The organism is Allobosea sp. WAO (assembly GCF_001509835.1).
GTDB lineage: Bacteria > Pseudomonadota > Alphaproteobacteria > Rhizobiales > Beijerinckiaceae > Allobosea.
Genome location: NZ_JXTJ01000018.1, coordinates 173,795 through 196,312 on the forward strand (window position 1 = coordinate 173,795; position 22,518 = coordinate 196,312).

General features: G+C 68.1%; 19 protein-coding genes. 3 read left to right on the forward strand and 16 right to left on the reverse strand.

The features are described from left to right. Window positions 1-6: 6 nt before the first annotated feature. The 3 genes from DK26_RS26685 to DK26_RS26695 are packed head-to-tail and all read right to left on the reverse strand — an operon-like array spanning window position 7 to window position 3,578. Entirely contained in the window at window positions 7-1,326 is a 1,320-nt protein-coding gene (locus tag DK26_RS26685) for a dihydrolipoamide acetyltransferase family protein (protein ID WP_066479387.1), read from the reverse strand. Then, window positions 1,326-2,342 (reverse strand): alpha-ketoacid dehydrogenase subunit beta, encoded by a 1,017-nt coding sequence (locus tag DK26_RS26690; protein ID WP_066479393.1) that lies wholly within the window; start codon window positions 2,340-2,342, stop codon window positions 1,326-1,328. The genes DK26_RS26685 and DK26_RS26690 overlap by 1 nt, the downstream gene beginning before the upstream one ends. Window positions 2,343-2,345: 3 nt before the next feature. Continuing rightward, window positions 2,346-3,578 carry a 3-methyl-2-oxobutanoate dehydrogenase (2-methylpropanoyl-transferring) subunit alpha gene (locus DK26_RS26695; RefSeq protein WP_066479395.1) on the reverse strand — a complete coding sequence of 411 codons (1,233 nt, stop codon included), beginning with the start codon at window positions 3,576-3,578 and terminating at the stop codon, window positions 2,346-2,348. 210 nt (window positions 3,579-3,788) lie between these two features. Between DK26_RS26695 and DK26_RS26700 the strand changes: the two genes are divergently transcribed. Then, a complete protein-coding gene (locus tag DK26_RS26700) occupies window positions 3,789-4,289 on the forward strand; it encodes an Lrp/AsnC family transcriptional regulator (protein ID WP_066479398.1) in 501 nt (166 codons plus the stop codon). Window positions 4,290-4,328: 39 nt separating this feature from the next. Here DK26_RS26700 and DK26_RS26705 read toward each other — a convergent pair whose 3' ends face one another. The 5 genes from DK26_RS26705 to DK26_RS26725 all read right to left on the reverse strand — a co-directional run bounded on the left by DK26_RS26705 (window position 4,329) and on the right by DK26_RS26725 (window position 9,632). Then, window positions 4,329-5,858 carry an altronate dehydratase family protein gene (locus DK26_RS26705; protein WP_066479644.1) on the reverse strand — a complete coding sequence of 510 codons (1,530 nt, stop codon included), beginning with the start codon at window positions 5,856-5,858 and terminating at the stop codon, window positions 4,329-4,331. Between the two features lie 240 nt (window positions 5,859-6,098). Further along, entirely contained in the window at window positions 6,099-6,683 is a 585-nt protein-coding gene (locus DK26_RS26710) for an amino acid synthesis family protein (protein WP_066479401.1), read from the reverse strand. Next, on the reverse strand, window positions 6,680-7,264 hold the full coding sequence (locus DK26_RS26715) for an amino acid synthesis family protein (protein ID WP_066479403.1): 585 nt from the start codon (window positions 7,262-7,264) through the stop codon (window positions 6,680-6,682). The genes DK26_RS26710 and DK26_RS26715 overlap by 4 nt, the downstream gene beginning before the upstream one ends. Continuing rightward, window positions 7,257-8,144, reverse strand: a complete 888-nt coding sequence (locus DK26_RS26720) for a UPF0280 family protein (protein WP_066479404.1) — start codon at window positions 8,142-8,144, stop codon at window positions 7,257-7,259. The genes DK26_RS26715 and DK26_RS26720 overlap by 8 nt, the downstream gene beginning before the upstream one ends. 3 nt (window positions 8,145-8,147) lie before the next feature. Then, window positions 8,148-9,632 carry a 6-hydroxynicotinate reductase gene (locus DK26_RS26725; RefSeq protein ID WP_066479406.1) on the reverse strand — a complete coding sequence of 495 codons (1,485 nt, stop codon included), beginning with the start codon at window positions 9,630-9,632 and terminating at the stop codon, window positions 8,148-8,150. A 354-nt stretch (window positions 9,633-9,986) separates the two neighbouring features. Between DK26_RS26725 and nadC the strand changes: the two genes are divergently transcribed. Both nadC and phnN read left to right on the forward strand, forming a co-directional pair. Beyond that, complete coding sequence (gene nadC / locus DK26_RS26730; protein WP_066479408.1) at window positions 9,987-10,820, forward strand: carboxylating nicotinate-nucleotide diphosphorylase; 834 nt, start codon at window positions 9,987-9,989, stop codon at window positions 10,818-10,820. A 7-nt stretch (window positions 10,821-10,827) separates the two neighbouring features. After that, on the forward strand, window positions 10,828-12,870 hold the full coding sequence (gene phnN / locus DK26_RS26735; RefSeq protein WP_066479410.1) for a phosphonate metabolism protein/1,5-bisphosphokinase (PRPP-forming) PhnN: 2,043 nt from the start codon (window positions 10,828-10,830) through the stop codon (window positions 12,868-12,870). A gap of 18 nt (window positions 12,871-12,888) precedes the next feature. Here the strand turns inward: phnN and DK26_RS26740 are convergent, their stop codons facing one another. The 8 genes from DK26_RS26740 to DK26_RS26775 form a co-directional block, all read right to left on the reverse strand. Then, window positions 12,889-13,347, reverse strand: a complete 459-nt coding sequence (locus DK26_RS26740; protein WP_066479412.1) for a MarR family winged helix-turn-helix transcriptional regulator — start codon at window positions 13,345-13,347, stop codon at window positions 12,889-12,891. Between the two features lie 200 nt (window positions 13,348-13,547). Further along, window positions 13,548-14,537, reverse strand: coding sequence for a hypothetical protein (locus DK26_RS26745; RefSeq protein ID WP_066479414.1), 990 nt, complete (start codon window positions 14,535-14,537; stop codon window positions 13,548-13,550). 7 nt (window positions 14,538-14,544) lie between these two features. Then, window positions 14,545-15,660: a GNAT family acetyltransferase gene (locus DK26_RS26750; RefSeq protein WP_066479417.1), complete on the reverse strand. Its 1,116-nt coding sequence runs from the start codon at window positions 15,658-15,660 to the stop codon at window positions 14,545-14,547. Beyond that, window positions 15,657-16,874, reverse strand: coding sequence for a hypothetical protein (locus tag DK26_RS26755; RefSeq protein ID WP_066479419.1), 1,218 nt, complete (start codon window positions 16,872-16,874; stop codon window positions 15,657-15,659). The genes DK26_RS26750 and DK26_RS26755 overlap by 4 nt, the downstream gene beginning before the upstream one ends. Further along, a complete protein-coding gene (locus DK26_RS26760; RefSeq protein WP_066479423.1) occupies window positions 16,871-17,752 on the reverse strand; it encodes a ThiF family adenylyltransferase in 882 nt (293 codons plus the stop codon). The genes DK26_RS26755 and DK26_RS26760 overlap by 4 nt, the downstream gene beginning before the upstream one ends. Further along, window positions 17,749-18,711 carry a hypothetical protein gene (locus DK26_RS26765; RefSeq protein WP_066479425.1) on the reverse strand — a complete coding sequence of 321 codons (963 nt, stop codon included), beginning with the start codon at window positions 18,709-18,711 and terminating at the stop codon, window positions 17,749-17,751. Before DK26_RS26765 ends, DK26_RS26760 begins: the two co-directional genes overlap by 4 nt. After that, the gene (locus tag DK26_RS26770) at window positions 18,708-22,112 is read right to left on the reverse strand and encodes an acyl-[ACP]--phospholipid O-acyltransferase (protein ID WP_066479427.1); all 3,405 of its coding nucleotides are present in this window, start codon (window positions 22,110-22,112) and stop codon (window positions 18,708-18,710) included. Before DK26_RS26770 ends, DK26_RS26765 begins: the two co-directional genes overlap by 4 nt. A 116-nt stretch (window positions 22,113-22,228) precedes the next feature. Beyond that, window positions 22,229-22,507 carry a YiaA/YiaB family inner membrane protein gene (locus tag DK26_RS26775; RefSeq protein ID WP_066479430.1) on the reverse strand — a complete coding sequence of 93 codons (279 nt, stop codon included), beginning with the start codon at window positions 22,505-22,507 and terminating at the stop codon, window positions 22,229-22,231. Window positions 22,508-22,518: the final 11 nt, after the last annotated feature.

Below are 22,518 nucleotides of genomic sequence, written 5' to 3' on the forward strand. Positions count from 1 at the left end.
CGCCGCTCACAGGTCCACGAACAGCGTCGCGGGGGTTTCCAGCAGCTGCTTGAGGCGCTGCACGAAGACGGCAGCGTCCCAGCCGTCGACGACGCGGTGGTCGAAGCTGGAGGAGAGGTTCATCATCTTGCGCGGCACGAAGGTGGCGCCGTCCCAGACCGGGCGCACCACCATCTTGTTGACGCCGACGATCGCGACCTCGGGATGGTTGATCACCGGCGTGGTGGCGATGCCGCCGAGCGCGCCGAGCGAGGTGATGGTGATGGTCGAGCCGGTGAGCTCGTCGCGCGTCGCGGTGCCGTCGCGGGCACGTTCGGCGAGGCGCGACAATTCGAAGGCGCAGCCCCAGAGGTCGCGCGCCTCGGCATGCTTGACCACCGGCACGATCAGGCCCGACGGCGTCTGCGTCGCGATGCCGATGTCGATGCCGGCATGCTGGCGCACGATCCCGGCTTCGTCGTCATAGAGCGCGTTCAGCGCCGGCTGCTCGGCGAGCGCCTTGACCATGGCCCGCATCAGGAAGGGCAGCAGGGTCAGCTTCGGCCGCTCGGCGGTCGGCTTCTTGTTGAGCGCGGCGCGCAGGTCTTCGAGAGCGGAGACGTCGACTTCTTCGACAATCGTGATGTGCGGGATGCGCGACTTCGACAGCGCCATCTTCTCGGCGATGCGACGGCGCAAGCCCACGACCTTGACCTCGGTCACCGCCGTCCTGGCAACCAGCCCGCCCTTGGCCGGGGCCTCGGGGCCGTGCTGGATGAAGCCGTCGATGTCCTCATGGGTGATGCGGCCGGCCGGGCCGGAGCCCTGGACCTGGCGCAGGTCGACGCCGGCCTCGCGCGCCTTCAGCCGGACGGCCGGGGAGGCCAGCGGTTTCTCGCCGGCAGCGCGGCGCGGGGCGGCTGCCGCGACGGGCGCCGGTCGGGCGGGTGCCGCCGCGGGCTTCGGTGTCGGCATCCGTTTCGGAGCAGGCTCGGGAGCCGCGGCCGGCGCAGCTTGGGTCGCCGCCGCCGGTTTCTCCTTGGGCGGCTCGACCGGCGCTTCGGGCTCGGCCGGCGCTTCTGCCTCCTGGACCGCCGCGCCGTCGCCGGCGACCTTCAGCTTGACCAGTGCCGAGCCGATCGCGACCGTGTCGCCGATCTCGGCACCGACCCAGGTCACCTCGCCCTCGACGGGGGAGGGAATTTCGACGGTCGCCTTGTCGGTCATCACGGCGGCGATGAGATCGTCCTCGCGGACGATGTCGCCGACCTTGACGTGCCACTCGACCAGCTCGGCCTCGGCGATGCCCTCGCCGACATCCGGCAGCTTGATGATGCGCTCGGCCATCAGCGGCTCTCCATGATCTCGCGCAGCGCGGCGCCGACGCGGGCGGGGCCGGGGAAATAGGCCCATTCCTGTGCGTGCGGATAGGGCGTGTCCCAGCCGGTGACGCGCATGATCGGCGCCTCCAGATGGTAGAAGCAGTGCTGCTGTACGAGCGCGGCCAGCTCCGCACCAAAGCCCGATGTGAGCGTCGCCTCGTGCAGGACGATGCAGCGCCCGGTCTTCGAGACGGAGGCGACGATCGCATCGAGATCGAGCGGCAGCAGGGTACGCAGGTCGATGATCTCGGCATCGATGCCGGTCTCTTCGGCGGCAGCCTGCGCGACATGCACCATGGTGCCGTAGGTCACGATGGTGACGGCCGCGCCTTCGCGGCGGATCGCCGCCTTGCCGAGCGGGATGGTGTAATGGCCTTCCTCGACCTCGCCGAGCTCGTGCTTCGACCAGGGCGTGACCGGGCGGTCGTGATGGCCGTCGAACGGGCCGTTATAGAGCCGCTTCGGCTCGAGGAAGATCACGGGATCCGGATCCTCGATCGCTGCGATCAGCAGGCCCTTGGCGTCGCGCGGATTGGACGGCACCACCGTCTTCAGCCCGGAGACATGGGTGAAGAGAGCTTCCGGGCTCTGGCTATGGGTCTGGCCACCGAAGATGCCGCCGCCGGTCGGCATGCGGATCACCATCGGGCAGGTGAAATCGCCGGCCGAGCGATAGCGCAGGCGCGCCGCCTCGGAGACGATCTGGTCGTAGGCCGGGTACATGTAGTCGGCGAACTGGATCTCGACGCAGGGGCGCAGGCCATAGGCCGCCATGCCGATCGCGGTGCCGACGATGCCGAGCTCGCTGATCGGCGCGTCGAAGCAGCGGTTGACGCCGTATTTCTGCTGCAGGCCATGGGTGCAGCGGAAGACGCCGCCGAAATAGCCGACATCCTCGCCATAGACGACGACGTTGTCGTCCCGGCCCATGGAGACGTCGAGGGCCGAGCGGATGGCCTCGATCATGGTCATGCGGGCCATGGCTCAGACTCCGATCTGCTGGCGCTGGCGGCGCAGATGCGGTGGCAGCTCGGCATAGACGTCCTCGAACATGTCGCGCGAGGACGGCTTGCCGCCGGCGTGGAGCGTGCCGAAGCTCTCCGCCTCCTTCTGGGCGGCGATGACGGTCGCCATGATCTCGGCCTCGGTCTGCTTGTGGCGCTCCTCGGTCCAGGCGCCGGTCGCGATCAGGTGCTGCTTCAGCCGCACGATCGGGTCGCCCAGCGGCCAGTCATCGGATTCGTGCTTGGGCCGGTACGCGGACGGGTCGTCCGACGTCGAATGCGCGCCGGCGCGATAGGTGACGTATTCGACCAGGGTGGGCCCAAGATTGCGGCGGGCGCGCTCGATCGCCCATTGCGCCACGGCATAGGTGGCAAGGTAGTCGTTGCCGTCGACACGCAGGGCCGGGATGCCGAAGCCGAGACCGCGGGCGGCGAAAGTGCCGGAGCCGCCGCGGGCGATGCCTTGGAAGGTCGAGATCGCCCACTGGTTGTTGACGACGTTGAGGACGACGGGCGCCTTGTAGGTCGAGGCGAAGACCAGAGCGGCGTGGAAGTCGGATTCGGCGGTCGAGCCGTCGCCGACCCAGGCGGCCGCGATCTTGTTGTCGCCCTTGATCGCCGAGGCCATCGCCCAGCCGACGGCCTGGACATATTGGGTGGTGAGATTGCCCGAGATCGAGAAGAAGCCGTTTTCCTTGGAGGAGTACATCACCGGCAATTGCCGGCCTTTCATCGGGTCGCGCTCATTCGAGTAGATCTGGCACATCATCTCGACGAGCGGGTAGTCGTGCGCGATCAGCAGCCCGGCCTGGCGATAGGTCGGGAAATTCATGTCGCCCTTGCCGAGGGCGATGCGGAAGGCGCAGCTCACCGCCTCCTCGCCGGTGTGCTGCATATAGAACGAGGTCTTGCCCTGGCGCTGGGCCATCTGCATGCGCGCGTCGAAGGCGCGCAGGGTCAGCATATGGCGCAGGCCGCGGATCAGCTCGTCCTTGGAGAGCTCCGGTACCCAGGGGCCGACCGCCTCGCCCTCGCGGTCGAGCACGCGGATGATCGAATAGGCGAGGTCGCGGATTTCCCGGGGATCGACATCGACGGGCGGGCGTTGCACCGAGCCGGCCTTGGGTATCACGACATGGGAGAAATCGGGCTTCTCGCCGGGGCGACTGGCTGGGACGGGAACATGGAACCGAAGCGGTGAGGGGTCTGTCATGTCCACGCTCCCTAGGCTCTCGCTATGCCCAGCATTCCGCGCCACGGCGACCGCCGCAAGGCACGTCTGCGGGCGCGCCCGACGGGGCGCCGTCCTTATGCGGGCATGTTAGGATCGCAGATTATCGATTTCTTGCCGAAATGGCCTTGAGATTCGAGCTTGGTCAGAGGATTATTCCGGCATCCCTGTATCAAGCAGAAAATTCTCTCGATGGTGACGAAGGCGCGGCGCGGCGACGAGCTGGATGCGATCGATCGGCGCATTCTCTCGGCCCTGAACGAGGATGGCCGGCTGACGATCAACGCGCTGGCCGAGAAGGTCGGCCTGTCGCCCTCGCCGTGCTGGACGCGGGTGAAGCGGCTCGAGGAGAGCGGCGCGATCGAGAAATATGTCGCGGTGCTCAACCACCGCGCGCTCGGGCTCGACAACGTCGTCTTCATCGAGATCACGCTCGACAAGCATGACGACAAATTGCTCGACCGCTTCGGCGAGGCGCTGGCGCGTATCCCGGAAGTGGTCGAGGCCCATCTCGTCACCGGCGATTACGACTACCTGGTCAAGGCCGTGGTCAGCGGCACCGAGCACTATGAGCGCTTCCTGCGCGAAAAAATCTACCGCCTGCCGGGCCTGCGCCAGTCGCGCACGACCTTCGGCCTGCGCACGCTGAAGCGGGCGATCTCTGTCGACCCGCTGCAGATCGCGCCAGGGTGAACCTGCTGTGGTAGCGGAGGCGGCCGAGGGCCGCCGTCCTCACATCGTCGCGCCGATCTGCCAAGGTACGAACTCGGCGTCGCCATAGCCGAGCTGCTCGGACTTGGAGCGCTCGCCCGAGGCGATCTTCAGCAGGGTGTCGAAGATCTCGCGCCCCTTCGCTTCCAGGGTCACGCCGTCGAGCACGTCGCCGCAGTTGATGTCCATGTCGTCGATCATCTTTTCGTAGATCGGCGTGTTGGTTGCGAGCTTGACCGAGGGCGTCGGCTTGCAGCCATAGGCCGAGCCGCGGCCGGTGGTGAAGGCGAGGATGTTGGCGCCGCCCGCGACCTGGCCGGTCGCCGCGACCGGATCGTAGCCGGGCGTGTCCATGTAGACGAAGCCCTTGTCGCGCACCGGCTCGGCATAGTGGTAGACGGCCGAGAGCGTCTTGGTGCCGCCCTTGGCGGCCGCGCCGAGCGACTTCTCCAGGATGGTGGTCAAACCGCCCGCCTTGTTCCCCGGCGAGGGGTTGTTGTTCATGCTCATCCGGGCCCGCTCGGTATAGTCCTCCCACCATTTGATGATGCCGACGAGCTTCTCGCCGACCTCGCGGGTGGCGGCGCGGCGGGTGAGCAGATGCTCGGCGCCGTAGATCTCCGGCGTCTCCGAGAGGATCGCGGTGCCGCCATGCTCGACCAGGATGTCGACGGCGGCGCCCAGCGCCGGGTTGGCTGTGATGCCGGAATATCCGTCCGAGCCGCCGCATTGCAGGGCCAGCATCAACTCCGAAGCCGGCACGGTCTCGCGCACCGCCTGGTTGGCGATCGGCAGCATGGTCTTCAGCGCCTCGACGCCCGCGGCGACCGACTTCTTCGTACCGCCGGTTTCCTGGATCGTCATGGTGCGGAAGATGTCGCTCTCCTCGACGCCATAGGCCTCCTTCATGCGCTTGATCTGGAAGCCCTCGCAGCCGAGGCCGACGACCAGCACCGCCGCCATGTTCGGGTTGCAGGCATAGCCCCAGGTGGTGCGCTTCAGCACCTCGAAGCTCTCGCCATTATAGTCGATGCCGCAGCCGGTGCCGTGCGTCAGCGCGATCACGCCGTCGACATTGGGATAGTCGGCGAGGATGCCGGAGCGCTTGACCTCCTCGGCCATGAAGCGCGCGGCCGAGGCGGAGCAGTTCACCGAGGTCAGGATGCCGACATAGTTGCGGGTGCCGGCGCGGCCGTCCTTGCGACGGAAGCCCTGGAAGGTCGCCTGCTGCTCGACCGGCAGGATCAGTTCCTTCTTTGCCTCGGCGGCAAAGGCATAGTCGCGCTCGAAGGCGTGGAAGCCGGTATTATGCTCGTGGACCCATTCGCCGGGGGGGATGTCGAGCGTGGCGAAGCCGATGATCTGGCCGAACTTGCGGATCGGCTCGTCCTTGGCGATCGGCACCAGCGCGATCTTGTGGCCGCGCGGGATGCGCTTCAGCGCGGTGACCCCGGCGGCGCTGACGCCGACATCGATCGGATCGACCGCCACCGCGACATTGTCGGCGGCATTGAGCTTGAGCGTGCGCGGCGGAGTGGCTTTGTCGAGCATGATCTTTTGAACCTTGGGCTGGCAGCTTTTTTCGCCTTGCCTCAGCATGGCGCAGAAGGCTGCCAGTTTTCAATCGGTTGAAAGAAGATACCGATCTGCGCCGCGCGCTGGGCTGCGCCATCGCGCCGGCATCATTGCAGGAAAGCTATCGCAGCAATGAGGTGGCGAGATGGCGCCGTGCCGGTCGATGCTGCCAGAGCTGGATCCGATCAGATTGGATCAATCTGATCGGTACGGGCTCTAGCGCAGGCCGTCCTCGCCCTTGACCTCTTCATGGGTCAGGCCGCCGACGCGCGGCAACGGGCGTCCGCCGCTGGTGAGGGCGACCGCGACGACGATCTCGCCGGCGCGCGGCGCGTCGGGGATGCTTACTTCCATGCCGTCGAAATGACTGCGGACATAGGCGCCGGCCTTGTGGCCGAGCGGCACGTCGAGCACCACGCCGAGCGAGCCACGCTTCTTCGAGGACGGGATCAGGGCCGGCGCCTTACCGAGCAGCTTGCGAAGCGGCGCGCCGAGCTTCGGATGCAGGATCGCAGCCGCATGCTCGTACTCGCCGTCCTCGCCGACGGCGGCTGCCTTGCCATAGCCCTGCACGGCCTCGCCCTCGATGCCGAGCGCCTTCAGCGCATGGCGGCCGAGCAGGTCGCCGAGCTCCTCGCCGATCTCGATCAGCTCGGAGAGATCGGGCTGGTACTTGCCGGCGAAGGGGTTCGCGATGACGGCCACCGCCGCCGCGCGGCGGATCGCCGGCGCGACCGGCTGGCCCATCTCGGAATGGGTCTCGTCGAGAATGGTGACGATCTTGCGGATGGAGGCCTTCATCTCAGCCCGTCCTCGCCCTTGATCTCGCTCGCCTTCAGGCCGCCGACGCGGGCATGGATGCGCGAGCCCGTCGTCATCACCAGGGCGAACAGCAGCTCGTCGGCCTTGGGCGCATCGGTGACCCCGACCTCGAAGGCGTCGAAATGGCTGCGGACATAGGAAGCGTTGACATGGGTGACCGGGATATCGAGGCGCGTGCCGGGGCCGCCGACCTTCTTGGTCGAGGGCACGATCGCCTTGGCGTCACCCAGCAGCTCGCGCATGGCGTAGCCGCCCGGCACATGCCAGAGCGCGCCATGCTCGAGCTCGCCGGCGGCGCCGACGATGGCGCCCTTGCCATAGCCCTGGATCGCCTTCACATCGCCGCCCATCGCTGCGAGCAGGCGCTGCGCCATGGCGAGGCCGAGCGGCTTCAGGTCTTCCATGAAGCCCTGGATGTCCTCGACATAGCGGCCGGCAAAGGGGTTTGCGATCACGGCGACCGCAGCGCCGCGCTTCAGCGGCGTGGCGACGGCCGGGCCGCCCTCGTGAAAGATCTCTTCCACGGTCACAGAATACTTTCGCACGGCGATCTCAGGCACGGGCAAGTCTCCTCTCGGCTTGTTCTTGAAGGATCATAGGCGTGGCCAGGGTTTTGCTCACGCCCTGAAGATGCATGGCGGCCGCGACGATCAGGCCTGCCTCTCGCAGGCGCTTTGCCTCGGCGAGGCCGCCGGCGAGCGCCGTCGCGATCTCGGCCTCGGTCAGCGGCCCGACATTGCGGGTAACGAGGCGCGTGCCGAGATCGCTGTCGGCCTGGATCGCCTCGGCCGGCAGGCGCTCGATCGCCGGGTGGCCCGGCAGGTCGATCGCGTTGGCGATCACGGTCGCCGCCGCATCCGCCATGGCTGCGGTCGGGGCGAGCACCGTCACCGCCTCGGCGATGCCCAGCGAGAAGCTGCGGCCGGGATAGCCGGAGGTCGCGATGCCGCGCACCGGATCGGCCGCGGCGATGCTGGCGGTGGCGAAGAGATTTGGCCGGTCCGGCCGCTCGACCAGGCCGATCCGGAAGATCTCGCCTTCAGCCAGATGGAGGGCGATGTCGCCGCCATTATTGGCATAGGCGCGCGTCAGCGGCGCGACCTCTACCATCACCCCGAGGATCTCCTGCGCGACCGAGCCTGCGACCGCTGCCATCGGCGTGATGAAGGTCGCGGCGGCGAAGGGGGTGACCGCCTGATGCATGCGCCGGGCGACGGGGCCTTCCGGCACCGGGCCGTTTGCCCGCACCGGCGAGCGCAGCAGGGCAAGTTCGCCGCAGAGTTCGGCGAGCAGCCCGTCGAAGCGCCGCATCGCCGCCTGATAGGCCGCCTCGACCGCCGTCGCCGGGCCGGTGGCTTCGACGACGAGATCGATCGGCCCCTGCTGCAGCAGCAGGCGCTTGCCATCCGGTAACAGGCGCGCGGTCGGGGCCTCGAACATCGCTCAGCCGTGCGAGCGGCGCATCCGCTCCGGCGCCAGCGGCCAGGGATTGTCGAGCCGCTGCGGCAACTTCAGCCTGCCGTCGGCATTGAGCTCGGAGAGCGGCCGGACATAGTCCATATGCCCGCCGAGTTCCTGATAGTCAGAGAGCTTCATGGTGAACTCGAGCGGCGCGACCAGGGCCGGCGTCGGCACATAGCCGAAAGCGTTCTCGGGCAGGCGGGTGACGTCGACCATGAAGGTGATGCCGCCGCCCGGCCAGATATAGACCGGGGCGCCGCCGCAGGTGACATAGGTCAGCGCGTCCTTGACCGAGCGCGTCAGCCTGACCGGGTTTTCGGTGACGCCGGCGCGCAGCGAGCCGCCGGCGCCGCCGATGAACAGCACGGTCGAGAGAGCGGGCTCGCAATTCTCGGCGATGCGTTCGACCGGCTCGACCAGCCGCTCCGGCATCTGCATCTCGACAGGCACGAGGTTCTCGTCGAGCTCGTAATAGGCGGCGTGCTCGCCGGTCGTGGAGACCATCAGCATGCGCAGGCCGCGATAAGCGACTTTCGGATCGAACGGCCCGAGGATGGTCAGGGGGTCGCTGATATTGGTGCCGCCCCAGCCGGTGCCGGGCTGCGCGACCTGGAAATACCGGCCGGGCGTCGAGCGCCGTCCCTTCATCTTCAGGCCGGTCGCCGGCATGCCGAGCAGCTTGCCGGCCTGGTGTTCCGAGAGCACGCCGGTGATGTGGTCGTCGACGACGACGACCTCGTCGACCTTGCCATGCCATTGCTTGGCGAAGATGCCGATGGTCGCCGAGCCGCAGCCGACGCGCATCCGGCTTTCCTCGACGCCGTTGACGATCGGCGGCTTGCCGGCCTGGACGATGACGGTCTCGCCGCCATCGATCGTGAGCTCGACCGCCTTGCCGTTGCTGAGCGAGAGCAGCGTGTCACAGGTGACGCGGCCCTCCTTCTTCGAGCCGCCGGTGAGATGGTGGACACCGCCGAGCGACAGCATCTGCGAGCCGTATTCGCCGGAGGTGACATGGCCGACCGCCTCGCCCTCGACGCGCACGATCGCGGTCTCCGGGCCGAGGAAGCGGTCGGTGTCGATCTTCACCTTGACGCCGCAATAGCTGAAGATGCCCTCGGTCACGACGGTGACCATGTCGACGCCATCGACCTCGGAGGAGACGATGAAGGGCGCGGGCTTGTAGTCGGGATAGGTCGTTCCGGCGCCGATCGCGGTCACGAAGGTGCCGGGCTGGTGCAGGATGTCGCCATCCCATTCGCGTGGGCCGGCGAAGGAGACGAGCTCGCCGCCCTGGTCGATCACGCGGTCGAGCACGACATGCGGGTCGACCCGCACCAGATTGCCGTCGACATTGCCATAGCGGTCGCAGGCGCCGACTGCGCCCGGCTTGATAAAGCACATGACCGGACAGGCATCGCAGCGGATCTTGTCGTCGGCGGTCGCGGTTGCTTCCCCCAGGCTCATCGTCAACCCTCGCCGTCAGAAGCGGCTAATCATTTGTACACAAATGACGTTGGCGCATGGTCGCCAGACTGTCAAGATAGCCCTCCGGAAGCTGCACGGCCAGCCGGCTGCGGGTGGGGCGTGTCGCGGGCACGGCGCGGCGCTTTCGCTACGTATTCTCCGGGCTTGCCTGTTGTCGCGGTGGTACCAAGGCGTTTCAGGCGAGACGCCGCCTGTCATTGCCGCTATCCAGCGCTGATTGACAGCCGGAAAAATCGACTGTTATTATTCGTATACAAATAAAATTTCGCTCGGGTTGGCGCGCCGATTCCGGGGAAAAGGCTCAAGGCGATCAGCGCCCGAGGAGGGGTTTCGATGTACGACAGCTTTGCGACGGATCGCCTGATCGATCTCTGGCTGACCGAGGATATCGGCGCCTGCGACCTGACCGTGCAGGTCATGATCGAGCCTGACGAGGTCGGCAAGTTCAACATGAATGCGCGCGAGCCGATGATCGTCTCCGGCATCGAGGTCGCCGCCCGCGTCTTCAAGCGCTACGATCCCGAGCTCAAGGTGAAGCTGCTCGTCAAGGACGGCGACAAGGTCGAGAAGGGCGCGATCCTGATCGAGGTCGAGGGCGCAGCCCGCAGCGTGCTGACCGCCGAGCGGACCGCGCTCAACATCGCCCAGCGCCTGTCCGGCATCGCCAACGAGACCGCCCGCTATGTCGCGGCGATCGCCGGCACCAAGGCCCGTCTGATCGACACGCGCAAGACCACGCCCGGCCTGCGCATGATGGAGAAGCACGCCGTGACCTGCGGCGGTGGCCTCAACCATCGCCTCGGTCTCGATAACGGCGTGATGATCAAGGACAACCACATCGCCGTTTGCGGCAGCATCGGCGCCGCCGTCGAGCGCGCCCGCAAGAAGCTGCCGGTGCTGACCAAGCTCGAGGTCGAATGCGACCGGCTCGAGCAGGTCGAGGAGGCCGTCAAGGCCGGCGCCGACGTGATCATGCTCGACAACATGTCGGTCGCCGACATGACGCAGGCCGTCAAGCTGATCGCCGGCCGCGCCAAGGTCGAGGCTTCCGGCGGCATCCGCATCGACACGATCGGCCCGATCGCCCAGACCGGCGTCGACTATATCTCGACCAGCAAGATCACCCAGTCGGCACCCGCCGTCGACATCGGCCTCGACGAAGCCTGATCGGACCATGCGCCCGGGAACATTCTTCTTTGTCGTCGGCCCCAGCGGCGGCGGCAAGGATACCCTGATCGACGGCGCCAGGACGGTCCTGGAGCCGACCGGGCGCTATGTCTTCGCAAGGCGCGTCATCACCCGCCCCGCCGGCTCGGCCGGCGAGGCGCATGAGGCGGCAAGCGAGGCGGAGTTCGCGGCGCGCGAGGCCGCCGGCGACTTCCTGATCAGCTGGGGCGCCCATGGCCTGCGCTATGGCCTGCCCCGCGCCTTGCTGAGCGCGATCGAGAGCGGCCGCCACGTCATCGCCAATGGCTCGCGCGCCGTCATCGCCGAACTCGCGGCGCTCCTGCCGCGCTTCGTCATCGTCGATGTCACGGCCCCCGCGGAAATCCTGGCCGGCCGCATCGCCGGGCGCGGCCGCGAGCAGGGCAGCGCCATCGAGAACCGGCTCGCCCGCAAGGTCGAGCCCTGGCCGGTCGGCATCCGCACGGCCACTGTCTGCAACGATCAGAGCCCGGAAACCGGGATCGAGCGCTTCATCGCCGCGGTGGAATCGGCCGCCAATACCTTGCGCCTGCGCCGCCTGCCGGTTTTCGCCGGCCGGGCCCATTGCGCCTGGCTCCCGGCCAAGGGCGAGGTCGTCAACGGTTTCGACTATCTCGGGCCGGGCAGGATCGAGATCTCTGGTGCCGGTGCCAGCATCCGCTCGGACATCCAGGTTGCGGACCTTCCTGCCGCGCTCGCGCCCGACGAGATCGGCCTTTCCAGCGAGGCCTTCGCCGAGCTCGGCCTGCCTGAAGGCACCGAGGTCTCGATCCGGCGCACGCCCTCGCCGGAAAGCCGCGCCGCGCTGACCCGCAAGATCCAGGGCGGGGCGCTTTCGGAGGCGCAGTATCACACGCTGATCCGCGACATCGTCGAATCCCGCTACCCCGATGGCGAGGTCGCGGCCTTCCTCGTCGCGGCGACGCAGAAGCTCAGCGATGACGAGGTCGTTTCGCTTGCCCGCGTCCGCACCCGTTTCGCCCAGCAGATCAGCTGGTCCGACAAGATCGTCGTCGACAAGCATTCGATGGGCGGGATTCCCGGCAGCCGGATCACGCTGATCGTGGTGCCGATCGTCGCCGCCCATGGCGCCTTCCTGATGCCGAAGACCTCGTCGCGCGCCATCACCTCGGCGGCAGGCACGGCCGACGCGATGGAGGCGCTCGCCGATGTCGAGCTCACGCCGGCGGAACTGCGCGCCTGCGTCGAGGAGGCCCGTGCCTGCATCGCCTGGAACGGCCGCCTGAACCATTCCGTCGTCGACGACGTGATGAACGCGATCACGCGGCCGCTCGGCATCGATTCCAATCGCTGGTCCGTGGCCTCGATCCTGTCGAAGAAGAAGACCGCCGGTTCGACCCATGTGATCGTCGACCTGCCCTATGGCCCGCGCGCCAAGCTGAAATCGCAGGAAGAAGCGGCCGATCTCGCCGCGCTGTTCGAGACGGTCGGGCGCGGGCTCGGTCTTGTCGTCGAGGCCTTCCCGACCGATGGCACCAGGCCGATCGGACGCGGCATCGGGCCGGCACTGGAATGCCGCGACGTCGCCTGGGCGCTCGACAACGATCCGCAGGCGCCGGCCGACCTCGTCGCCAAGGCGCTGTTCTTCGCCGGCCGTATCCTGGCCTGGGACCCGGCGCTGGGCTCGGTCGAGGCCGGACGGGCGCGAGCCGAGGAATTGCTGCGCTCCGGCGCCGCGCGCACCGCCTTCGAGCGCATCGTCGACGCACAGGGGCGCCGCAACCCGCCCGTCATGCCGGGGTTGCTCGTCCATACGGTGCGGGCCGAGACGGCGGGCACGGTCGCCGAGATCGACGGCTGGGCCGTCGCCGGGATTGCCCGGCGCGCCGGTGCGCCTTTCGACAAGGCGGCGGGAATCGATCTGCGCCGCGGCGTCGGCGACAGCGTCGCTGTCGGCGATCCGCTCTTCGCGATCCATGCCAGCGCCTCGAGCGATCTCGAGGAGGCGCGGGCGCTGGCGGCGGAGAGCGCCTGCTTCGTGATCAGATAGGCTGAGGGCCGGCTCTTCTCAGCGCAGCTGCTTCAGGAGCGAGATCAGTGTGGTGCGCTGGCTGGTCGCCAGCGGCGCCAGCGTCACCTTGGTGACGGTCTCGGCCTTCGGCATCAATTCGCGCGTATAGGCGCGGCCGACCTCGGTCAGCTGCACGATGACGCGGCGCCCGTCGTCGGGGTCGGCGGTGGTGTGCACCAGCTTGCGCTTGATCAGCCGGTCGACCACGCCCTTGATCGTCGCCGCATCCATCGCGGTCTGGCGCCCGAGCAGGTTCTGCGAGCTGCCGCCTTCGAGATAGAGCCGCGACAGCACCGCCCACTGCGTCGGTGTCAGCTCCGGCCCCATGATCTCGTTGAACAGCGAGACATGGCGCTGGATTGCCTGGCGCAGGATGAAGCCGACCTGTTCGGAGAGGTCGTAGCTCTCCGCTTCAGGCTCGGCCGTGATGGCGTGGGAAGACTCGGACCCCGACATTCAGCAATCCCCTTATCCTCACCGGATCCGGTGCCGCGACCGCCGGGATAGCGTTCGCAAAGGTAGGCAAACGCCCGTCCCTGCTATCTGGCCTCCCGGAGTGGGGTTTTCAATCGAATCTTGCCACTGCCACCGCCAATCCGGAAAGCCGTGCAGCGCACGGGCGCTGACGCCGCGCAATCCGGGTGCTCGCGCGCCGCTCAAACGATCAGCTCGCCGACTGGAAGCCGCGCCCGTGCGGCAACCTGTGCCCGGGCCGGGAGGCCGAGCCGGAAAACATTGACCAGCCGCCGCCCGGCCGGAAGCGCGTGCGTCTCCTCCAGGGCTCGGCGGCTCTCCGGCCAATCGGCCAGGACCGAGAGCGGGCAGGCCGCGAGGCCTGCCGCGGCGATCGCCAGCCAAGCGCGGTAGAAGGCCCGGCCGGTGTCGAGCGCATCCTCGCCGGCCGGGCGGCAGAACAAGGCGATAGCGCCGGAGCCCGTTTTGCCGCGCTCACTGGTCAGCGGCCCGGCCAGCCCCAGCCGGTCGAGCAGGGGGAAGCGCGACCCCAGCACCAATCCTGCTCCGATTGCTTCGAGACGACCGAGCGCAAGAGCTTCAGCATTGAGCCCGTCGCGCAGATAGTCAGGATGGGCAGGCGAGAGTCGCATCCAGTGCAAGAGTTCGCGCCGATGCGCCTCCTCGCGCAGGAAGTGCAGCCCCGCTTGGTCGCCGAGCACGGCGATGGCGGCGACCGCCTCGGGCGCATCGACGATCAGCAGATCGCCATTGGACGCCGCAAGATGTGCCAGTGCCTGACGGGAATCGGCGTCGGTGCGACGGAAGGCGCCACGCCAGCTCGCGCGTGCCGCGACTGCGTTCGCGAGGGGATCGGGCGAGGCTCCGACGGCAATGCTCAGCCGCGCGACCGGTCGCATCCGCGTCGTTTCCGACTGCCCGTCGAGCGCGACGACCTCGGCGATGCACAAGCCTCGCCCGGCCAGCGCCAGAGCGAGCCCTTCGATCGCCGCGCCGTGCGAAAGCCTGACGTCGTGGTTGGCCGGATCGGCCATGGGCAGGCGCCGCGCCATATCCTCAAGGACCAGCAAGTCGCTGCCATCGCGCCGCCAGCGGGTCGGCTGGATGTTGTGGACGCTCGGCGCCAGCCTGACTTGCGCGACGAGGTCTTCGAGCAAAGCGTGGTCGAGCATGCCGGTTTCAGCCCCGCAGCGCTTTTGTGAACAGGTGCAGCCGGTGCAGCGGCTTTGCGCCGGCCTTCTGTGCTTGCCTCAGACTCGGCCCGTTGACATCGGCGATCCAGGTGCCGCCGAGGCCGGTGTAGCCGGCTGCTTTCAGCGCGCTGGTGACCTTGTAGAGCATGGCACCGTTGAGACCGCGATTGTGAAAGGTGCGACTGACCGACTGGTAGACGATCACGGCGCGGCGATTGGTCCAGCGATGCCAGAGGAAGCGGAAGGGGAAGCCCGGGCCGATCCGCCCACCGGTCGCCCTGACGAGCGGGTTAAGATCGGGAATCGCGATGATCGCGCCAACAGGCTCGCCCCTGTGATGCACCACGGTCGAGATGCGCTTGTCGATCACCCACATCATGTCGCCGGCCTGGAAACTATATTCCGCCGCGCTCGGGGGCACGAACATGGGGTTGGCGTCGAAGCCGTCATTGAGGATCAGGCGCGATTCCTCGAGCCGCACCGAAAAATGCCGGCGGTCGATCGGCATCCAGCGGTAGTCGCGATCGGCGAGGATCGCCCGCTGCTTCTCGCCCAGCAATTGCCGGGGATCGACGCCCGCGAGCGCGATCTCGAAGGTCGTCATCGGGAAGGTCGGCACATAGCCATTGGCTTCGAGCAGCCGGGCCATATGCGGCGGGCTCCAGAGCATGTCGGTATAGGGCGCGCCTTCGAAGCCGCCGGTGACCACGCCGATCTGCTGCATCGCCGTCAGGTTGAAGTTTCCGGCAATCTCGACCATTCCGCGCTCGCGGGCCCAGGTTTCGGCGGCGGCTAGCAGGGCGGTGGCGATTTCCGGATCGTCGACGCAGTCGAAATAGCCGAACTGCGCCCGGCTCGTGCCGTGGCGGGCGTTCGAGGCATCGTGAATCGCAGCGACGATGCGTCCGAGCGCCTTCCCGTCCCTCAGCGCCGTGAACAGCACGAAGCGGCCATGCCCGTCCCTCGCCAGCGGATTGCGCGCGGGATCGAGCATACGGTCGAAATCCGCCCACATCGGCGGCACATAGGGGCTATCGGCCGGATAGGCATTGGCCGTGACGGCGAAGGCTGCCTTGCGGTCATCGGTCGAGATTTCGATCATGCCGTCTCCATCGGCGTGCTTGCCAGCAGGCGGCGGACCAAAGCGAGGGCTGTCTCGGTCGCCGGATCGGCGGAGACCAGCGGTACCGTGACCAGCAGGAGGTCGAGCGGCTCGCGGCCGATCACCAGCAGATGCGTGGCTGAGTGGGCGGCGAGCAGGGCCTGGAGCCGCTCGACGCCGCCATCATCCGGCGACCACTGCCATGGCCGGTCGGCGGCGCGCAGCACGCCGATGTCACGCAGCGCCGCGCGCAGGATCAGCGGGTCGTAATCGGCGAGTTCCGTCTCGCGCAGGCGCTTCGCGCCGCCGAAAAGCGGATGGCTCGCCAGCTTCGCGATCAGGGTTTCGCGGCTGGCGGCTTCCGAACGCGCGATCGAGGCGAGCACGCCGGGCGAGCGTTGGTCGAAGCTGGTGCTCAGCGCGTCCGCCATCAGCCCGATCGCCAGCACGCCGGCGACCGCGACGGCACACATCCGCACGGTGCTGGAGAGGTCGATGTCGGCGTCGAGATGGGCGGCAGCGCCGCCGAGCGCCAGTGCCGCGATGATGCGCAGGCCCATCAACCAGAAACCTTGCCGGCGCGTCTGCGCGCCGCCGCCAGTGACGAGCACGACATGGATCAGGAGCAGCGCGCCGAGCCCGCCGAGCCTGACGGGCATGTCCGGCACGAGGCTGCGGAAATCGCTGAGCATGAAGGGCAGCACCAGGAAGGCGCAGAGCCCGAGCCGCCAGACGCCGGCATTTTCTGCTTCGGTCAGCGCCGCCGGATCGCGGGTGAACAGCAGCAAGCCGCAGAGGGCGAAGGTCGCGAATTGGAAAGCGGCGAGGGCCATGTCGAAGCCGTTGCCGTGCTCGGCAAGGCCGAGCAGAGCCGCAAGGGCGAGCAGGCCGGCGCCGCCGAGCACGGTGAGCTTGGCCCGCCGCGGCGCATGCCGGCGTAGCATGCTCTCGGTCACGATGAGCGCGCCGAGCGGGAACATCGCGGCGCAGGCGAGTGCAAGCCGCTCCAGCAGCACGCTGCCGGTCCACCAGCTCAGCCCGCGTAGCAGCAGGACCGCCGCGACGAGCCCGAGCGCGACGAGGAAACGTGTCGTCAAGGCGCCGCGTGGATCGCGCCGCCGCAGGGCCAGCATCGCGACGCCGAGCCCGAGTGCGGCCGAGAGATCGACGATGGAGTCGGCGACGAGCCCGGGATTGGCGAAGCCGGCGGTCATGGCGCGCCCGTCATCTTGCGCAGCGCCCGGCGCACAAACGGTCGCAGCAGCGCGGCCAGGGGGGCCGGCAGCGGCTTCTCCACCGCGGGCCGGTGCGGGTTGAAGAACCAGCCGCGGCAATCGGTGCCGGTCGGCTTGGCGAGAATGAGCGCGATCGCCTCATAGGCCATCATCATACCGGTGGTGATTACCATCGGCGCGAAGGACATCCGGCTGCGCCGACCGGCCGCGACCTCGCCGGCAATGGCGAGGTCGACATGGTGGCGCGAGCGCGAATGCAGCATGACATGCTCGACCTCGCAGAGCATGGCGGCGCGCCTGTCCTCTTCCGAGATCGTCCGCCAGTCCTTGCCGAGCGTCGGGAAGCCGAGCCGCTCTTCCGGGCGCGGATCCTCCGGCCTGACCACGATCACCGAGGGCAGAGGCGACATGTAGGCGTCGATCACCGCCGCATCTGCCAGCTTGGCGGTGCGGTAGAGGTGCAGGCCGGCGGCGATGTCGTCCATGCCGTTGACGATGACCTTGCAGCGGCGGGCGATCTCAGGCAGCTGCTCGGCCCATTCGGCGCCGAGCACCTCGAGCTCGATCCCGGGGTTGATCGCGCGCGCGGCCTCGGCGGCGGCGTCAGCCTTCTGCCGGCCGATCGTGCTGGCATTGGCGAAGACCTGGCGGTTCAGGTTGGAGATCTCGAAGACGTCGATATCGGCGATGACGAAGCGGCCGATGCCGGCCCGGACCAGCGCCATGAAGGCGGAGCCGCCCATGCCGCCGACGCCGCAGACGAAGACCGTGGCCGCGCGCAGCACCGCCTGTTCGGCTTCGCTGACGAAGCCGATATTGCGGGTGGTGAAGCCGTCATAGCCGAAGCCTGGGATCATGGCCTTGCCTTCGCATCGCGCGGCCGCAACGTGCCGAAACGGCTGGTATCGTCGAGCCAGTGGACGAGCGGCAGCACGAGACGCCGCAACAGGAGGAAGAGCGAAGCGCCGAGCAGCGCCGGCAGCGAGGCGCGCGGCACCTGGCCGAGCAGGTAGCGCCGGGCCGCCGCCAGATCCATCCGGCCGATCTGGAGCACGTCGTCGCCGCGGGCATAGTCGAGCTCGGCGCGGCAGAACTCATTGTAGCGGGCGTCGCGGTGATGTGTCGCTTGCTCGAAGCTCTTCTTCAGCTCGTCGGAGCCGCCGGTATAGGCGTTGGTAATCACCGAACGCGTCTCGTCGAAGCCGGCTTCAGGGCCGACGCCGAAGACGTGGCGATGGCCGCGCATGATCTGACGTGCCAGCGAGAGGTGCGAAAAGCTCTGGTGCACGCCCGGATCGGGCGAGGGATAGACGTCAGAGAAGGTCTGGCAGACCATGCCGACCACCCCCGGTACCTGGGTGACGTTCGAGATCCAGCGTGGCCGCAGGCCGCCGCGGACGAACAGCACCAGCACTGTCAGCCCGTAGAGCACCCAGGAGAGGCCTCGGCCGCGCTCGTCCGGGTCGACCATGACAAGGCCGAGATGCGTCACCGGCTCGGGCTCGCCGTTCAGTACCGTCTCGATCTGAACCAGTGCGTTGAAGGCGACGGGCCTGCCGGTCGCCTTCTCGGTGATCAGGGTGACGATGGCCTGCGCCAGACGCTCGCGCTCGCCGGAGAACACGCCATAGCTCAGCTCGCCCTCGCCGAGCGTGCGGCGCGCCACGCTGCGCAACTGCTCGACGAGTTCGGCGAGGGCCGTGTCGTCCAGCACCGCGCCGGGCCGCTCGACGATCCGCGTCGTCAGCCCGGCATGGGTGGCGAGCGTCAGGTCGAGCTTCGGGCGCGTCAGCGCGGTGAGCCAGAAGCGGATCATGCCGCCGCCGTCGCGGCCGCCGCGCGCTCCTTGACCAGCCGGGTCACTCCGGCGAAGTCGAGCTTGCCGGAGCCGAGCACCGGCACCGCCGGCACGACCATCACCTCGGCCGGGACCATCAGCTCGGAGGCGCCCTTCGCCTTGGCGAAAGTCTGGAACTCGGCGCGGTTCGCGCCCTGCTTCTGCGTCACCAGCACCAGCCGCTCGCCCTTGCGCGCATCGGGCAGGCTGGCGACCGCCGAAAGCGCGTCCGGCCAGAGCTCGGCTGCGAAGGCCTCGATCGCGGCGAGCGAAACCATCTCGCCGGCGATCTTGGCGAAGCGCTTGGCTCGGCCCTTGATCGCGATGAAGCCATCCTTGTCGATGGTGACGATGTCGCCGGTGTCGTGCCAGCCCTCGGCCGGCGGCTCGAGCACTCCCGGGTTCTCGGCGCGCAGATAGCCGAGCATGATGTTGGGGCCGCGCACATGCAGGCGCCCGCCTTCCTCGACGCCGGGTACGCTCTCGAGCCTGGCCTCCATGCCGGGCATGATCCGCCCTACCGTGCCGAAGCGGTTGAACATCGGCGTGTTGATCGCCAGCACGGGAGCGGTCTCGGTCACGCCATAGCCTTCGAGGATGCGCAGGCCGAACTTCTCCATATAGGTCCGGCGCGTCGCTTCCTTGACCGGCTCGGCGCCGGCCAGGATGTAGCGCAGCGAGCGCAGGTCGTAAGGGTGCGCGGCCCGCGCATAGCCGGCAAGGAAGGTGTCGGTGCCGAACAGGATGGTGGCGTTCGAGCCGTAGACCAGCTCCGGCACCATCCGGTAGTGCAGCGGCGAGGGATAGAGATAGACCGGCACGCCGGAGACCAAAGGCAGCACGAGGCCCACTGTGAGGCCGAAGGAGTGGAACACCGGCAGCACGTTGAAGACCTTGTCCTGCCGGCCGAAATCGATCCGCGCCGCCGCCTGGGCCGCATTGGCCAGCATGTTGGCGTGGCTGAGCACGACGCCCTTGGGGGTGCCCTCCGAGCCGGAGGTGAACAGGATCGCGGCGCGGTCCTGGCCGCCCGACGCCTCGATCGGATGCCCATGGCGCCAGAGTGCCTTGAGCTTGTCGGCCGCCGAGACCGTGGCGCGGACGTCTTCCAGATAGATGATGGCGACCTCGCCGGAGAGCGCCTCGACCAGCGGGCCCATCCGGCCCTTCTCGACGAAGGCGCGCGAGGTCACGATGGTCCTGATCCGAGCCGCCGTGCAGGCTGCGGCGATGTTGGTCGCGCCTGCGGTGAAGTTGATCATCGCCGGCACGCGCGCCGCCGAGATCAGCCCGAGCAGGGTCACCGCCGCGCCGTTGGCATTGGGCAGCATGACGCCGATCGCCTCGCCCTTGCCGGCCAGCGGCGCGAGCTTGCGGCCGAGCACCTCGGCACCGATCAGGAGGCGTTTGTAGCTCAGCGTGCCGGTCAGCGGGTCCTCGACGGCGACGCGGCCCATGCCATGGCGCCGGGCGGCCTCGGCCACGGCGTCGAAGACGCTGCGCTCGATGTCGGTGGTGCGGAAGATGAGGTCGGACATCACCTGGTAGAGCGCTGTGCCGGCGGCCTGACGCCGCGCCCGGCCCTTCAACTCCTCCGGCACGGTGAGCGTGACCGGCTCAAGGATGGTCACGCGCACCTTGGGGAACCAACGTCGCCGCACCTGCGCGCGGGTCAGGCGCGAGAAGACCGTCGCCTCCAGGCCCTCGATCCGGACCGGCACGACCTTCGCCCCCGACTTCTCGGCGATCATGCCGACGCCGTCATAGACCTTCATCAGACTGCCGGTGACGGTGAGGCGCCCTTCCGGGAAGATCACCAGGCTCTCGCCGTTCTTCACGGCGTTGATCAGCGAGCGCGTCGCCAGAGGACGGGCGGGATCGAGCGGCATCGCCCGGGTCAGCTTCAGGAAGGGTTTTACCCACCAGCGCCGGGCGATGCCGTGATCGATCGCGAAGACCGGCTCCTTGTCGAGGATCGAGAGCGCCAGCGCCGCGTCGAGGAACGAGACGTGGTTGAGCGCGATGATCGCGTTCTCGCCGGCCTTGGCGATGTTCTCGCGGCCCTTGACCTCGACCCGGTAGAAGGCGCGGAACAGGATCGACAGGAAGTCGCTGAGCGGATTGGTCGGCAGCGTCCGGAAGATCCAGAGCGAGGCGGCGATGGTCGAGGCGCCGATCAGCAGGAATAGATGCGACAGGGTGAAGCCCGCCGCCTGCAACAGGGCCACCGCGATAGCGCCCGCGACCATGAAGGCGGCTGAAAGCACGTTGACGGCGGCGACGATGCGGGCGCGCTTCTCAGCCGGCGACCAGTTCTGCGTCGCGGCGAAGGAGGGCACGATGAAGACGCCGCCGGCGATGGCGAGGCCGGCAAGGTCGATGCCGACGCGCCAGGCCGAGGCGTCGCCGAAGAAGACGGCCATGTCCTGCGCCGGCTGGTGCGGAACGATGCCGGAGACCGCCCAGCCGAGATCGAGCGCGAAAAGGCTCATGACGATGCCGGCGACCGGGACCGGCAGCAAGACGATGCGCCCGCTCGACAGGAAGGAGCCGAGGCCGGAGCCGACCGCGATGGCGATGGCGAAGATGGCGAGATAGGCCGAGACGACCATTTCGGTCCCGCCCATGCCGTTCTTCACCAGCGAAGGCAGGAGGGCCATCACCACGGCGCCGATCAGCCAGAAGATCGAGACCATCACGCCGGTGCGCCACAGGCGGGCATCGGCCCAGAGATCCCCGAGCAGATGCCCGGTCGAGCGCAGGATGTTGCGGTCGATGGCAAGATCGGGCGCGGCCGGGCCGGTCTTCGGAATGAACAGGGTCGCGACCCAGCAGGCGAGGGCGAAGATCAGGATCAGCAGGCTGAGCTGGGCGGCGTCGCCGCCTTCGCGGGCGGTGAGGCCACCGGCGATGGTGCCGAGCAGGATCGCGATGAAGGTCGCGCCCTCGATCAGCGCGTTGCCGGCCGGCAGTTCCTCGCGTTTCAGATGGTCGGGCAGGATGCCGTATTTGATCGGCCCGAACAGCGCGGCGATGACGCCGAACAGGAAGAGCGCGACGAAGAGCACGGGCACGGAATGCAAGGTGAAGCCGAGCACCGCGACACCGGCGGCGCCGATCTCGGCGAGCTTCAGCCGCTGCGCCATCACCGCCTTGTCGAAACGATCGGCCATCTGGCCGCCGATGCCCGAGAGCAGGAAGAAGGGCGCGATGAAGAGCCCGCCGGCGAGAGTCACCAGCGCCTCGCCATGCGAGCCGGCGAGCTTGTAGAGGATGATGAAGACGAGCGCGTTCTTCAGGAAATTGTCGTTGAAGGCGGAGAAGAACTGCGCCCAGAACAACGGCGCGAAGCGCCGCTTCAGCATCAATGTGTCGATCATGGCGATCTCACGGGAAAGGGACGGTGAGGTTGCATCGGCCGGGCTAAGCAACTCTTGCCTGCGCCGGCCGATCTCGGTTTGCGGTTAAGCCGACCTTGCCGGGACTGCACCAATGCTCATGCGACCGGCTTGCCGACATCCATCAGGAGGCGCTCGGTCCGGGCATCCTCGATGCGGTTCACCAGCTTCGAGGCCTCGTGCATGTCGCGCACGGTCTTCGTCATGGTGATGCAGGACTGGACCAGCATGACCACGCCCATGGCGAGATAGCCCTTGGCCCACCAGTCGAGCGGCAGGAACAGGATGCCGGCGCCGACCATGGCGGCGGCCCCGAGGAAAGAGGCATAGGTGAAGGTCACCCAGGCGCCGCTATGCGGCTGCGCGTTCTGGTTCATCGTCTTTCTCC